General features: G+C 58.7%; 13 protein-coding genes. All 13 read left to right on the top strand.

Features of this window, described 5'->3' with window-relative positions; translation table 11 throughout:
- From PWG15_RS36035 to PWG15_RS35975, 13 genes are read left to right on the top strand one after another with little or no spacing between them, the layout of a single operon-like run.
- Entirely contained in the window at positions 1-339 is a 339-nt protein-coding gene (locus PWG15_RS36035) for a TrbC/VirB2 family type IV secretion system protein (RefSeq protein WP_015241462.1), read from the top strand.
- Between the two features lie 3 nt (positions 340-342).
- Positions 343-642, top strand: a complete 300-nt coding sequence (locus tag PWG15_RS36030; RefSeq protein ID WP_014531077.1) for a VirB3 family type IV secretion system protein — start codon at positions 343-345, stop codon at positions 640-642.
- A gap of 2 nt (positions 643-644) precedes the next feature.
- Entirely contained in the window at positions 645-3,104 is a 2,460-nt protein-coding gene (locus PWG15_RS36025) for a VirB4 family type IV secretion/conjugal transfer ATPase (protein ID WP_275028156.1), read from the top strand.
- Positions 3,101-4,189 (top strand): lytic transglycosylase domain-containing protein, encoded by a 1,089-nt coding sequence (locus PWG15_RS36020; RefSeq protein WP_275028123.1) that lies wholly within the window; start codon positions 3,101-3,103, stop codon positions 4,187-4,189. The genes PWG15_RS36025 and PWG15_RS36020 overlap by 4 nt, the downstream gene beginning before the upstream one ends.
- A gap of 11 nt (positions 4,190-4,200) precedes the next feature.
- Positions 4,201-4,902, top strand: coding sequence for a type IV secretion system protein (locus PWG15_RS36015; protein WP_275028155.1), 702 nt, complete (start codon positions 4,201-4,203; stop codon positions 4,900-4,902).
- Entirely contained in the window at positions 4,892-5,119 is a 228-nt protein-coding gene (locus tag PWG15_RS36010) for a hypothetical protein (protein WP_088196646.1), read from the top strand. The genes PWG15_RS36015 and PWG15_RS36010 overlap by 11 nt, the downstream gene beginning before the upstream one ends.
- A gap of 15 nt (positions 5,120-5,134) precedes the next feature.
- Entirely contained in the window at positions 5,135-6,163 is a 1,029-nt protein-coding gene (locus PWG15_RS36005; protein ID WP_275028122.1) for a TrbL/VirB6 family protein, read from the top strand.
- 25 nt (positions 6,164-6,188) lie between these two features.
- Positions 6,189-6,884: a VirB8 family type IV secretion system protein gene (locus tag PWG15_RS36000; protein WP_018210780.1), complete on the top strand. Its 696-nt coding sequence runs from the start codon at positions 6,189-6,191 to the stop codon at positions 6,882-6,884.
- On the top strand, positions 6,881-7,690 hold the full coding sequence (locus PWG15_RS35995) for a TrbG/VirB9 family P-type conjugative transfer protein (RefSeq protein ID WP_275028120.1): 810 nt from the start codon (positions 6,881-6,883) through the stop codon (positions 7,688-7,690). Before PWG15_RS36000 ends, PWG15_RS35995 begins: the two co-directional genes overlap by 4 nt.
- Positions 7,690-8,901, top strand: a complete 1,212-nt coding sequence (gene virB10 / locus PWG15_RS35990; protein ID WP_275028118.1) for a type IV secretion system protein VirB10 — start codon at positions 7,690-7,692, stop codon at positions 8,899-8,901. Before PWG15_RS35995 ends, virB10 begins: the two co-directional genes overlap by 1 nt.
- Complete coding sequence (virB11, locus tag PWG15_RS35985; RefSeq protein WP_275028116.1) at positions 8,882-9,910, top strand: P-type DNA transfer ATPase VirB11; 1,029 nt, start codon at positions 8,882-8,884, stop codon at positions 9,908-9,910. Before virB10 ends, virB11 begins: the two co-directional genes overlap by 20 nt.
- Positions 9,907-12,003: a type IV secretory system conjugative DNA transfer family protein gene (locus PWG15_RS35980; protein WP_275028115.1), complete on the top strand. Its 2,097-nt coding sequence runs from the start codon at positions 9,907-9,909 to the stop codon at positions 12,001-12,003. The genes virB11 and PWG15_RS35980 overlap by 4 nt, the downstream gene beginning before the upstream one ends.
- 51 nt (positions 12,004-12,054) lie before the next feature.
- Complete coding sequence (locus PWG15_RS35975; protein WP_275028114.1) at positions 12,055-14,181, top strand: ATP-dependent nuclease; 2,127 nt, start codon at positions 12,055-12,057, stop codon at positions 14,179-14,181.
- Positions 14,182-14,208: the final 27 nt, after the last annotated feature.

Raw genomic sequence — 14,208 nt, 5'->3', positions numbered from 1 at the left:
ATGCAATTTGAAATGCAAACGAGGAAGTCTCAGGCGGTGAAGCTCGCAGCCACGCTCGGCATTGTGGCGGCATTCCAAGTCGCGGGCGCTGATGTTGCTCTCGCGCAGAGTGCAGGCGGCGCCTTCGGGCCGCTGCAGACGGCGGTGCAGATGATCGTCGATTTCATCACCGGCCCGTTCGGTCGGCTGCTCGCGATCATTGCCGTTATCGGCCTTGGCTTTCTGGCATTCGCCGGTCGCTTGTCGTGGTTCACGGCCGGCGCGGTCGTGATGGGAATCGGTCTGGTGTTTGGCGCACCGGCGATCGTCGACGAGATGATCTCGGCGGTCGGTCAGTGACCGATGAGTGAGTTTCAGGACGAAAAACCAGCTCTGACGCCGTTGGTGATCGGGCTAACCCGGTCCCCAACGCTTTGGGGCGTCCCCTACATGGCGGTGGTGCTGATCGTCGGCGTCACCATCATCGGCTGGCTTGCAACGAACGACCTCCTGGCATTGCTCATAGCGCCGGTCGCTTATCTTGTCCTGTTCTCGCTCTGCACCTGGGACAACAGGATCCTCGATGTGATGCAGGTGACGTCCCGCAAGACGCCCCGCACGCCCAACAAGCGCTTTTGGGGCACCAACTCTTACGGACCGTGACCATGCTGAAAGTCGTCAAAGAAGAGCTCGGATTCGGCCGGGTCGCCAGCAATGAGCGGCCCATGTCGACTCATATTCCGTATCTCCGACACGTCTCCGACACAGTGATCGGGCTGGAAAACGGATCGCTTCTAAGCGTCATCAAGCTCGATGGACTGTTCTTCCAGACGGAGGACCAGGCTGAGCTCAACATGCGGTCGGTTGTCCAGAACACGATGATCCGTGCCTTGGGGTCGAGCCGCTATTCTCTTTGGTCGACCGTGATCCGGAGAGAGGTCGAAACGCAGATCGGTGGCGCCTTCGACGAACCATTCTGCGACCTGTTGAACAAGCGCTACATGGGGCAACTGCGCCACAAGCGCATGTTTACGAACGAAATATACTTGACGATCGTGCGGTCTGGGATGCGGGGCGCTCTCGGCGTCGGCGACTCGTTGAAGAGGCTCTTTGACAAGACCAACAAGGACGCTCGGGTCCAGCAAACGCGCGAAGATGTTACCGAGCTCGAGGAGCTGATTGGCAACATCGCCCGCGATCTGCACAAGTATGGAGCCCGGGCACTCGGAATTACCTATCGTCGCAGGAATGACGACGAGGCCAAGATTGAAGGGCGTGAAGCGAAGGAAAAAGGCGAGCCCTACTCCGAACCCTGCGAGTTCTTCAATGCGATCCTGAGCTGCGGTGTGCCGCGCAAGATGCGCCTGCCCCGCATGGGCATTCGCAATTATGTCGGAACGTCGCGACTGCATTTCAGCAAGCGGACGATGCAGGCTCAAGCGGCTGTCGATGAAGACACCCGCTTCGGGGCGCTGCTGTCCATCAAGGAATATCCGCCCTTCACCGGGCCGGGAATGCTGGACGGCCTGCTGCAGGTGAACCACGAATTCATTCTGACGCAATCCTTCACCATCGCCGATAAGCCGATCGCTCAAGAACGCATTAGTCGATTGCAGAGGCAGATCAGAGCCTCGGACGAGTCCGGTAGCTCAGTCGAACAGGATATCGACTATGCGCTCAATAGCCTGATGAACCAGGAAGCCGTCTTCGGTTTCCACCATCTTTCGCTCCTATGCCTCTCCCGCGATCTCCCGGGCCTTAGCCGCACCGTTTCCGAACTTGGTGCTTGCCTCACCGACATGAATCTCACCTGGCTTCGCGAGGATCTGAATCTGGAAGCGGGCTTCTGGGCGCAACTGCCCGGCAATCACAGCTACATTGCTCGCAAAGCGATGCTGTCGAGCGCGAATTTTTCCGGCCTGTCCTCCATGCACAATTTCGCGACGGGCCAGGCCGATCGCACTCATTGGGGACTGCCGATCACGATCCTCGAAACCACGTCGCAGACGCCGTACTGGTTCAACTTCCATCGCCGCGACATCGGGCACTTCCTCGTCACGGGACCAACCGGCTCCGGTAAAACGGTCGCTTTGACTTTCCTGCTCGCACAGGCGATGCGCGTGTCACCGACGCCGAAAGCCGTGTTCTTCGACAAGGATCGCGGCGCGGAAATCTTCGTAAGGGCGATTGGTGGTTCATATGAGGTGCTGTCACCGGGAACGCCGACCGGCTTTAACCCGCTGCAGCTCGAAAATACCGGCCCAAACCGCGAATTCCTCCTTCGCCTATTGAAGGCAATGCTGCGCTCCGGTGATCGCAGTGACTTCACTCAGGAAGACGAGGATACGCTTGAGCGGGCGATCGTCCGCCTGATGCAGGAACCTGCGGCGGAGCGCAATTTAGCGAACCTGGCCGCCCTCCTTGTGGGCCGGTCGCGGGCGGATGCCAATGACCTTCACTCTCGCCTTCGGCCTTGGATCGAAGGAGAAAAGGCGTGGCTTTTCAACGCCCAGCACGACGTCCTCTCTTTCTCGGGGCGCAGCGTGTTTGGGTTCGACATGACGAACATCCTCGGCAACGAGGATCTCCGCACGCCGGCGCTGATGTACCTCTATCATCGTCTTGACGAGCTGCTCGACGGGAACCCGGTCATGTTCTTCATGGACGAGGGCTGGCAACTCCTTATGGATGAGACCTTTTCGGCGTTCATCGTCGACAAGATGAAAACCATCCGAAAGCTCAACGGCATTGTTGGCTTCGGCACCCAGTCCGCGGCGGATATCGCCAAGGCAAAAACCTCGCATACGCTGATCGAGCAGTCGGCGACGAACATTCACTTTCCGAACCCGCGGGCCGACGAAGAGAGCTACATCAAGCGCTTTGGCCTGACGGTCAAGGAATTCAACTTCATCAAGAACACTCCGCCCGAAAAGCGAACTTTTCTGATCAAGCACGGCAATGACTCGGTCATCGCTCGGCTCGATCTCTCCGCCATGCCCGATCTCGTGAAGGTGCTTTCCGGCCGCAAGGGGACCGTCGAGGAGTGCGCGGCGCTTCGGGAACAATATGGCGACGAGCCTGAAAATTGGCTGGCTGAATTTTGCGGATGGGAGAAGGCCGAATGAGGACGAGTCCTGCTTTGTGGGTGATTTCTGCGCTGTGGCTTGGTGCCTTCGGAACGGCGCACTCTCAGGTGCCGGTGCTTGACGGTAAGGTGCTCGAGACCGACACCAAACGCGACGAGACGACGACGGAAATCGAGAAGACGGATAGTGACCGTCATACGATCAGCAAGAGCGTGACCTGCTCGATGTATCGTCCGGGTCGCAGCGGTGATGCCGCTTCCGCTGCAACGGCCAACCCGGAAGTCACCGGCCTCGTGAAGCGAGTGGCCCAGGAAGAAGGTATCGACGAAAGCCTCTTCATGGCGCTCGTCTACCAGGAAAGCCGGTTCAACCCGTGTGCGAAATCGCCGGTCGGCGCCATTGGGCTTTCTCAGCTCATGCCGGGTACGGCAAAGGATCTCGGGGTCAATCCTTATGACATGGAAGACAATCTTCGTGGCGGCGCGCGCTATCTGAAGCAACAGCTTCGCCGTTTCAACGGCAACACCAATCTGGCGCTGGCCGCCTATAACGCGGGTCCTGGCAACGTCCAGAAGTGGGGCGGAATCCCGCCTTTCAAGGAAACGCAGGGGTATGTGGCGAACATCACCCAAAAGTGGCTTCCTGCTTTTGGCGGCTCCGACGTTGCGAATATTCCGGCGAATTATGGCGGCGGTTCTACCGCCTTCTCCGGGATGCGGGACTCCACGATTAATTCGATGGCGACATCCCAGGCGATCGGGGAAAGCAGCGGAAACGTTGCCTCTTGGCTGCAGCAGTTGGGCGCAATGTCCAGCGGGACGATCCAGGACAGTTGGGACCACAATTCCGGCGCGCGAAATGCCAACCTCGAAATGATGAACCAGGTCATCCGCCTCAGCACGACGATGGCAGACCTCATGAATTCTCGAAGTGCGGTCGATGTCGGCAATCTTTCCGGCGCATCAGGTACGAGCGACTTCAAGAATGATGACGACGAGGAGGATCGCGAAACGACCGGCGTTTGCGATCCCCACGAGGGGCCTGAATGGAGCCCGACTGAGAAGGCTTGCGTCCAGAAGCGGGAGCGCGAAGCCAACGTAAATCTGATGTTGACCGCTCAATGAGGAGAACTGCCATGAAACGTTTGATTTTAGCGGCGTGCTCGGTGGCCCTTGCGTCCGCAGCTTCCGCGCAAGTCCCGGTCATCGACGCTGCTAATCTTGAGATCGCCCAGAGGACGTCGACGACGACCGACCAAATTCTTGGGACGAATAAGGAAGTCCTGAAAACGGTCCAGGAGACCCTTCAGGCGGTGACCGGGGATCGCGGTAGCGATGCAAACCAGATGCAGAACCTTGCCGTTGGTAATGGATTCAGCGTCTCCCAGATGCCGTCCTTCGACAGCCTGATGTCGGGCGGCGTTCCGAATTTCGGAGGCATGGGCGGCGATGTTGCCAAGGTTGCAACGACCTTCATCAATGGGCTGCAACTGGTGAAGAACCTGTCCGGTCAGGCAGGCAGCTCGTTTTCGGGCGACAAATCGTATGAAGAGATGGTCAACACCGTTCTCGGTGTAGCGGCGCTCGTGACTGGCTCGCAGCAAGCCGTCCAGACGCGCCGCACCTCGTTCGAGCAGGCGGGCGCAAATATCGGCCAAGCCAAGGACATCAAGGGCTCGATCGATCAGAACACACAGCTTCAGGTCCAGGCAGGCCTGACCATCAACGAGCTGATCGGCGTCATGAACGGCGCCGTGTCTTCGCTCCAAGCCGATAACCAGCGGCGCCTGACGGACATTTCCAACTCGAAGAAGGCGCTCTCCTACAGTGACAAGTAAAATCACCATGACGGCAAAGGTTCTGTTTTCAGTCCTAATCGCGGCCGGCCTCGCCGGCTGCGGTACGGCGGCCAAGGAGAAGACCGCACCCTGCAAGAGACCTGCCAATCTAACTTCTTACGCGCCGGATCCTCGCCAGGAATGCGGACCGATGATGAGCGTCAATGGTGATGCAGCGGCCGCCCTGGCGGCAATCGAGGCAATCGCGGCTGAATAAGGACAATTTGCAACGATGCACGATTTCTTGGGCGATCTGCTGGACAGAATTGAACAGACAGGCGCGGATTTCTCTGAGCAAGCCTATGGGATTGTCGGCGATGAGATCGTGCCGCTGCTCACCATCATGTTCATCGCATATGTGGGATACTACGGGCTCCAACTCTTCATGGGAACGGCCCGCATCAGCGTCAGCGAGATCATTGGTCGCGTGGCCCGTATGTTGATCATTCTGGCGCTGGTCAGGGAGTGGGACTACTTCGACACTCTTTTCTATTCCTGGCTGAATAACACTCCGGAAGATGTGGGCCGGGCGATCCTGACCGCCACCGGGACAGGCATCACAGAGCCGACAAACGGTCTTTCGATGATCTGGAAAACGGCAAACGAGGCCGCTTCTGCCTTTGCGGAACAGTCCGGTTATTTCGCGGTACTCCCGTCCATGATCGGTTTTCTGATCATGCTTGCAGTGGCGGTTTTCATTGCAGTGGCTCTGGCGATCCTACTCCTTGCCAAGGTGATGATGTGGGTGCTGATCGGGACCGCACCTATCTTCATCGGCTGCATGCTCTTCGAACAGACAAGAGGCATGGGCGTCGCCTGGTTCCAGCAGGTGCTGATGTATGCGCTGATCCCACTATTCGTCTACGTCGTGGCTGCATTCCTGATCTCAGCGATGGACCCGGAACTGACAAAGGTCACGAGCGCTGCAAACCAGCGGGAACTTCAGCTTAGCGACATTTCCGCTTTCCTGCTGCTTTGCGCCGCGGGCGCATTTGTACTCTTCAACATTCAGGTTCTCGCGCAGGGCATTACCGGTGGCGTGGCCGCCGGCATTGGCAACGTAGCGCGCGCCGTCGGCCGATTTGCAGGCATATCGGGGCCAATATCCACCCTGTCAGGCGGACAACGTCTGGCGGGGTCAATTGGCAACGCCGGCATGCAAGCCAGGGCACGTACCCAGGAAGGCATGAGAACCAACATTCGCAACGCCGCTGCTGAGGCGATGCAGAACCGCATTAGCAGCAACAGCATGCCTCGCTGAGGCGCGAATTTAAGGGCTAGAACGAATGGCAGAAACGAATGACGCAGCTCTTCGGAGCTACTTTCAGGACGGCGATCGTTGGGAACAGGAGATCGTCAAAAAGGCCAAGCGATCGCGCTCGCTCGCATGGTTCGTCACAATGATTTTCGGCGCGATCACCCTGCTGTCACTGACAGCATTGGTGATGCTCGTTCCGCTGAAGAGCTTTGAGCCGTACATCGTCGAGGTCGATAAGAACACCGGCTATATGGAGGTGAAGACCGGCCTAACCAGGTCTGCAAAACTGACCGACCAACAGGCGGTCACTCAAGCGAATGTCGTTCGCTATATCCGATCTCGCGAAGGCTACGACCCATTCGCGATCGAGCAGAATTTCGGCATCGCCGCCCTACTCTCCACTGATGATGCGGCCCGTGAGCTGCAGGAGCTTTACAGCGCGGCCAATCCCAACAATCCCGCAAAGGTCCTCGGCAAGAACAAGAAGGTGACGGTCGACATCAAGTCCGTCACCTTCTCCAATGCAAGCACGGCCTTGGTCCGGTTTTCGACCACCGAAAAATCGGACACGGATTCCATCGTCCGTCACTACATTTCGGTCGTTCGCTATCGCTATACGGACACGCCGGCGACCAACGAATGGCGCTTTGAGAACCCCTTGGGCTTCCAGGTCTACAACTACCGTCGCGATCAAGAAACGGTTACGCCCGGAGGTGAGGAATGATCAAACGCCTCCTGCTTTCCGCGGCCTGCGCGGCCGCGATGATGACTCACGCCCATGCTGCGCAGGCACCTCGCCCGGGAAGCCTCGATTCGCGCGTAACCAGCGTCGTCTATCAGTCCAATAACGTGGTGAAGGTCTCTGCCACCTACGGCATCTCCACCATGATCATCTTTGACGAGGACGAAAAGTTCGAAACGATCTCGCTTGGCGACACCGACAGTTGGCAGGTTGCCCCTTCCGAGAAGGGCAACATTCTGTTCGTGAAGCCGATCGCAAAGAACGTCGCCACCAACATGAATGTTGTGACCAGCAAGAGGATCTATTTCCTCGAGCTCAACGACCATGCTCCGTCCGATGGCAAGCAGGTGTTCGGGATCCGTTTCGTCTATCCCGAGAAGGATCTTAATGCCGCGCTCCGCAAGGAGGCTGAGTACCGGGCGGCCTACCCGAATATGTCGAATGTCGATAAGGCCAACGTCAACATCGACTATTCGTTTTCCGGTGATCCGGCGTTGAAGCCCTTGGTGATCTTCGACGACGGGAAAAAGACCTTCTTCAAATTCGGCAGCCGGGTCCCGGCGATTTTTGCCGTCCAGTCCGACTTTTCCGAGACGCTGCGCAATTTCCGGAAGGAGGGCGAATACATCGTCGTCGATGGTGTCGCGACGCAATACACGCTGCGCGACGGCAATCAATGGACCTGCCTCTTTAACCTTCGCAAGCCCGACTTCGGCGCTCCGGACCCTGCCATTCTCGGTCCGGCTCCTGACACCAAGGCGACGAAACGTAGGAGGAGCGGCAACTAATGAAGCGCAGCCCTGAACTTGAGGCCATGACGACGGCCGATGAAACGGCCGTCAGCAACAGAAACGCTGGACGCAATCAAACCATCGGCATGGCTGCCCTACTCCTGGGGGGCGCTGTCGCCGCCTATTTCGTGCTTGCCACGGCAGGAGAAAAGCCGCGTGACGTCGCCGATAGCGATGAAGAGTTTCAGACTACCACCTTCCGGCCGCCGTCATTCGTGCGTGAGCAAGAAGAGCCAAAGCCGGAGATAGAGCCTGCAGTCATCAATCTGCCCCCTCCTCCGGAGCCAGTTGAAGAAGAGCCCGCCGATACCACGGAGTTTAAGGTTCCACCGCCACCAGAGGCCGTTGAAGCCACGCCCGAGATTGCGCCTGTCGAAGAGTTTCCCGAACGCTATAAGTCGGGGCTGATCTCGCTTGATCAGAAAGGAAATGGCAACGGCGACGGCGGTTTTCCAGGCGAAGACGAGTCCGGACTCAGCGTTGCCGGCGAAGACCGCAACAGCAAGTACCTCGCTGCGGCCTCGAGTCTCGCCGTTCGAAGCGCAAAGGCGCGGCAGATCGAACGCATCGACGCCATGATACCGGAAGGAACGTTAATCCCCGGCATCCTCGAGACCGCGATCAACAGCGATCTCCCCGGTCAGATTCGCGCGATCACGTCGCAGGACGTCTATTCCTTCGACGGGAGACGCGTTCTCATCCCGACTGGGACGCGCCTCATTGGCGAATACCAGTCCGAGATCACCCGCGGGCAAAAGCGTATTTTCGTCATCTGGACCCGCCTCATTCGCGATGATGGTGTGTCGGTGCGCCTTAACTCCATCGGCACGGATAGCTTGGGGCGCTCGGGCTTAACCGGCCATGTCGATAGCAAGTGGCGCGAGAGGTTCGGCTCCGCAATCATGCTTTCGGTCGTCGGCGCCGGCGCCAGCTTCTTGACCGGCTACGGAAGCGACGAGGCGTTCGGCGACAACAACAGCGAGGCACAACGTGGCGAGGAGCTCGCCCGCGAAACCATCGCCGAGACCTTCTCGGATATGGCGAACCAGGCCTTGAGCGAAAACCTGCGTATTCCTCCCACCATTAGCGTCAGCCAGGGCGAGCGGATCTTTGTCTACGTACGCCAGGACCTCGATTTCAGCGCCATGTATGACGACCCGGTCACCGAAGCGATGAAGGAGATTCAACGTGAACGTCGCCGCAGGTAACACCACTACGATCAGACACGATCCCCACTATTTCCTCAACCGCGCTCTCGAACCGATCAGGGAGTTTCTTGACGATCCGAGGGTGGTGGAAATCGCCATCAACAAACCGGGCCATGTCTATGTGGAACGGTTTGGCGCCGACTATATGGAGCATCATCTAATCGACGCCCTGACGGGTGAAGCAATCCAGAACGTCGGCGAGCGTGTTGCGGCTGCGACGAACCAGTTCATCAGCCGCTCCAAGCCAATCCTCAGCGCCGCTCTCCCGACCGGCGAGCGTATCCAGATCGTCTTGCCGCCGGCGGCACCCGAAGGCGGCTCGATCTCGATCCGCAAGCAGGTGGTCAACAACTTCACGCTCGAGGAGTATCGCGACAACGGTTCGCTCGATAAGGTCTCTGTAGCCGTCGGCGGCCTCAGCGGCATAGATCGCGAGCTGATAGGGCATCTGCGGGCCAATCGGATTTACGATTTCATCCATACCGCCATCACCAAACGGGTCTCTATCCTCATCAGCGGCGGCACTTCCTCCGGCAAAACGACCTTCCTCAATGCCTGCCTGAAGAGCGTCGATCCGCATGAGCGGATCATCACGCTCGAGGACACGCGAGAGCTCTTCCCGCCGCAAGCAAATGCCGTTCACCTGATCGCGTCGAAGGGCGACCAGGGCACAGCCGACGTAACCATTCAAAGCCTGCTCGAGTCATCCCTCCGCATGCGGCCGGATCGCCTGTTCGTCGGTGAAATTCGAGGAGCGGAGGCCTTTTCCTTCCTCCGCGCAATCAACACCGGCCATCCCGGCAGCATGTCGACGGTTCACGCCGATACGCCGATGGGCGCTTATGAACAGCTCGCCATGATGATGCAGCAAGCCGGCATGTCGGCGGGTTTTTCGAAGCAGGATCTGATGTCCTATATTCAAATGGTCATCCCGATCGTCATCCAGCTCCGTCGTGAAGGCGGCAAGCGCGGGGTCTCTGAGATCTTCTTCGCCCGGGATGAGTCATGACGAAGCAGCTCCAGGCTTTCTACCTACTCTTTTGCGTCGGGATAGCGTTCGTTGGCTGGATGCTCGGGTACGGCCTGGGGCTTCAGCTCTTCTATAAGGACGGTCGGATCCTCGAAACGACGATCACGAGCAATCCCTTCGCTCCGATTCAACAGCTCTGGCATTACAAAACGAGCCCTGCCCTGCAGAAGGTCGCGCTTGGTTCTATGGTGCCGGCGCTGCTGGTGGCGGGCCTCGTCGCCTACATCGGACTGAAGCCGACGAGCAGCCCATTGGGGGATGCTGCGTTTCAGGACATAGCTTCGCTCCGGCGCGGGAAATGGTTCCGCAAACAGGGCCATATCTTCGGGCGGATAGGACGGAACATACTCCGCAGCAAGGACGACCGGCATCACCTGATCATTGGCCCGACGCGCTCAGGTAAAGGCGCGGGCTATGTGATCCCCAATGCGCTGATGCACGAAGGCTCGATGATCGTTACCGATCTCAAGGGCGAAGTGTTCAAGGCGACGGCGGGTTATCGCCGGCAGAACGGCAGCCAGGTTTTCCTATTTGCGCCCGGCTCCGAAAAGACCAACAGCTATAACCCGCTGGACTTTATCCGGCCGGAGCGCGGCAATCGCACGACCGACATTCAAAATATCGCCAGCATTCTTGTGCCCGAGAACACGGAATCGGAAAATTCCGTCTGGCAAGCGACCGCCCAACAGGTACTTGCGGGCGTGATCAGCTACATCACGGAAAGCCCCTTCTACAAAGACCGGCGCAACCTCGCCGAGGTCAATTCCTTTTTTAACAGTGGCGTCGATCTCCAGGCGCTCATGAAATACATCAAGGAGAAGGAGCCCTACCTTTCGAAGTTCACCGTCGAGAGCTTCAATTCCTACATCGCCCTATCGGAACGCGCCGCCGCGTCTGCTCTCTTGGACATTCAAAAGGCGATGCGGCCTTTCAAGAACGAGCGGATCGTTGCCGCGACCAATGTCACTGACATGGATCTTCGCGCAATGAAGCGTCGGCCGATCTCGATCTACCTGGCGCCGAACATCACCGACATCACCCTGCTGCGCCCTCTCCTCACCCTGTTCGTGCAGCAGGTGATGGACATTCTCACGCTCGAGCATGATCCCAATTCCCTCCCCGTCTACTTCCTGCTCGACGAGTTCCGCCAGTTGAAGCGGATGGACGAGATCATGACCAAGCTGCCCTATGTGGCTGGCTATAATATCAAGCTCGCCTTCATCATCCAGGATTTGAAGAACCTCGACGAGATCTACGGCGAAACGTCGCGGCATTCCCTGCTCGGCAATTGTGGCTATCAGCTCGTCCTCGGCGCCAACGACCAGGCCACAGCCGAGTACGCATCCCGCGCGCTGGGAAAACGCACCATCCGCTACCAGTCGGAATCCCGCACGATCGAACTGATGGGCCTGCCTCGCCGCACGAAGGTGGAGCAGATTCGCGAACGCGATCTGATGATGCCGCAAGAGGTCCGGCAAATGCCGGAGAACAAGATGATCCTGCTCATCGAAGGACAACGGCCTATTTTTGGGGAAAAGCTGCGGTTCTTCCAGACGCAGCCGTTCAAATCAGCCGAGGCGTTTTCTCAAGCCAACATTCCGCAAGTCCCGGAAGTCGATTATCTCTCACCGAAGCCCGTGCCGGCGACAACTCCTGAATATACCAAGGGGGGAGATCCTTCCGTCGAAATGCTCTCGGCGCAAGCGAAAGAGGAGAAGCCTTTGACGACCGCCGCGGCGGAGGCAGCTCCGGTCAAGGCAGAACCTGCGGCAGACCAGAAAGCTCCAGCACCTGCCAAACGCACCGTCAATAAAAAGGCGCTGCGCCCGAAGCCTAAGGCGACTGCTGCAAACACTGGTGGTGCGGAAGCATCTGCAAGCCTCGATGCAATGGAAGCCCGGATAAAGGCCATCGAGGAGGGCCTCAAACCAAAGGCCGCGCAGATCAAAGAAGTGGTCGACAAAAAAGCTGAGAAGCTTGGCGACAAGTCCCCGACCAAGCGCCGCAACATCATGGACATCTTCAGCGCGACGATACCTGATCCAGTCGACGTTGGAATGCCGGCCGAATAGCCTCTGAGGAGACCGCTTCCGGACCCGTTGCGGTCATCTGCGACAGTCGCCATGAAGGGCTCGATTGAGCCCGGTCCAGTCATTCCCGCCACGCTTCGCGGGCGACCGCTGTGCGCCCCATTTCGGTCGTTCCGCGTTCCGTACCGAAGCACCAAAAGCAGTCGTCACTACGATCGAAGTGGTCCGGATTTTCGTAATCTGCTATTTTACAACTACACGTTTCAGGGAATCATCTGGGGCATTCGATTGTACATTTCCGAAATCTATGCCGCCGGCTTTCGTTGCTTTGCTCCCAACACGCCTCTGCAACTGAAACTCTCGCCCGGCCTCAATATTCTTGCGGGGCCGAACGACGCCGGGAAAAGCGCGATCATCGACGCTGCTCGCTACGTCCTTTGGACACGTGGCGACGACAACATCCGCCCAGACGAACACGACTTCCACGTTGGTATCGACGGAAAACGGGGTTGCGACTTCGTCGTGAGATGCACGTTCGATGACCTCAGCGCCGATGAGGAGGCCCGTTTCCTCGAATGGTGCGCCAACGAAAAGGGGAAGCTTCGTCTGCACGTCTGCATGCGGGGCGCTCGACGGGTTTCTCCTGGCGGCGGCAGTATCATTTCCAGCCAATACCGCGCTGGCGCAGAAGGCGACGGCCCACCGCTCGACGGGGAACTGCGCGAGTACCTGAAGGCCACCTATCTCAAGCCTCTCCGTGACGCCGAGCGCGAGATGCGAGCAGGACGCCGGTCGCGTCTGTCGCGAATTCTCGGCGCGATGCCCACGATGGGTCCTCAGGGCAAGCCGGCAGCGCCAGGTGCCAAGGATACGCTTCATGACACGCTTGCCGCCGCTGACGCGGCGGTCCGGGATAACCCTGCCGTAGGCGGCGTCGCCAGCAGCGTAAATACCGATTTTCTCGACAAACTGTCGTTTGTGGATGACCGCCTCGTCGCGACGCTGGACCTCGGCGCGGGCGGCTCGTTCGATCAAATCCTCGAACGGTTCGAGCTCTATCTCAACGCGAAAGCGGGCACCGAGCGCGTGCAGCGCGGGTTGGGCTACAACAACTTGCTGTTCATGGCGGCCGAGCTGTTATTGCTTCAATCGCATCCCGATCAGGTACCATTTTTGCTGATCGAGGAGCCGGAAGCGCACTTGCATCCTCAGCACCAGACGCTGTTCATGGAGGTGCTTGCAGCACGCGCCGCCAAGCCGAATCCCGAGAAAGGCGAAACCCATCAGCAGGTTCAAGTCCTACTCACCACTCATAGCCCGCAGCTCGCGGCCGGCGCCGACCTTGAGACCATGACGATGATTGTCGGTCACCGCGCCTTTCCGTTAGGTGCGACGCACACCCGGCTCAACGCCGACGACTATGAATTCCTGCGTCGGTTTCTCGATGCGACCAAGGCCAATTTGTTCTTCGCCCGCGCGCTGATTGTTGTCGAGGGGGACGGTGAGCACCTGTTGCTACCTGCAATCGCCGAAAAGCTCGGTCGTCCGCTCAGCCGCCACGGCGTGTCAATCGTCAATGTTGGTCATCGTGGTCTGTTCCGTTATAGCCGGATCCTGCAACGTAAGGCCGGGAATGTGATCGCGGTGCCTGTGGCACTGATCCCCGACAGGGACATCCCGCCACCTGAGGCGAAAGTCCTCGTCGGCGACCGCAAGACTGAGAACGAGTTGACTCAAGACGAGATCGCAGCGCGGCTGAAGACGCTGCGGCGCGATGTCGGCGACCCCGTCGACGCTTTCATCGCAGATAGCTGGACGCTCGAGTTCGATCTCGCGCTCCGGCCTGAGCTTGCCGAGAGCGTTCATCAGGCGGTCCAACTCGCCAAGACCAGCAGTCGTAAGCCTGAATGGCTTGCGAAAATCGTGAAGAAGGCCAGCGAAACCTACGCAGGCTGGAAAGAGGCTGGGCACTCTGCGACCGAGATCGCCCTCAAGATCTACCAGCCCGTCCATGACAAAGAAGCCTCCAAAGCCGAGGTCGCGGAGCAACTCGCTGCCATATTGCGCAAACGCTCCGATACGCCGGAGCAGATGCGCGATCGGCTTCCGCCCTATCTGGTGCGCGCAATCGACTATGTGACTGGTGGCTATGTCCCCGGTGCGCCGGCGATCGCTCCCGAGCCGGAAGCTGAAGACGAAGAGATCGGGAGTGCGGGATGAAAGGCGCAGTCGTGGTGGAGATGTAGC

Origin of the sequence: Ensifer adhaerens (genome assembly GCF_028993555.1) — a bacterium.
Taxonomy (GTDB): domain Bacteria; phylum Pseudomonadota; class Alphaproteobacteria; order Rhizobiales; family Rhizobiaceae; genus Ensifer; species Ensifer adhaerens_I.
Note: the sequence above shows the minus strand (reverse complement) of the source record. Positions and strands in the feature narration are given on the sequence as shown.

Excerpts from the sequence above, each read along its gene's own strand:
- PWG15_RS36035 (WP_015241462.1), top strand. The coding sequence starts at position 1 with ATGCAATTTGAAATGCAAACGAGGAAGTCTCAGGCGGTGAAGCTCGCA.
- PWG15_RS36030 (WP_014531077.1), top strand. The coding sequence starts at position 343 with ATGAGTGAGTTTCAGGACGAAAAACCAGCTCTGACGCCGTTGGTGATC.
- PWG15_RS36025 (WP_275028156.1), top strand. The coding sequence starts at position 645 with ATGCTGAAAGTCGTCAAAGAAGAGCTCGGATTCGGCCGGGTCGCCAGC.
- PWG15_RS36020 (WP_275028123.1), top strand. The coding sequence starts at position 3,101 with ATGAGGACGAGTCCTGCTTTGTGGGTGATTTCTGCGCTGTGGCTTGGT.
- PWG15_RS36015 (WP_275028155.1), top strand. The coding sequence starts at position 4,201 with ATGAAACGTTTGATTTTAGCGGCGTGCTCGGTGGCCCTTGCGTCCGCA.
- PWG15_RS36005 (WP_275028122.1), top strand. The coding sequence starts at position 5,135 with ATGCACGATTTCTTGGGCGATCTGCTGGACAGAATTGAACAGACAGGC.
- PWG15_RS36000 (WP_018210780.1), top strand. The coding sequence starts at position 6,189 with ATGGCAGAAACGAATGACGCAGCTCTTCGGAGCTACTTTCAGGACGGC.
- PWG15_RS35995 (WP_275028120.1), top strand. The coding sequence starts at position 6,881 with ATGATCAAACGCCTCCTGCTTTCCGCGGCCTGCGCGGCCGCGATGATG.
- virB10 (WP_275028118.1), top strand. The coding sequence starts at position 7,690 with ATGAAGCGCAGCCCTGAACTTGAGGCCATGACGACGGCCGATGAAACG.
- PWG15_RS35980 (WP_275028115.1), top strand. The coding sequence starts at position 9,907 with ATGACGAAGCAGCTCCAGGCTTTCTACCTACTCTTTTGCGTCGGGATA.
- PWG15_RS35975 (WP_275028114.1), top strand. The coding sequence starts at position 12,055 with ATGAAGGGCTCGATTGAGCCCGGTCCAGTCATTCCCGCCACGCTTCGC.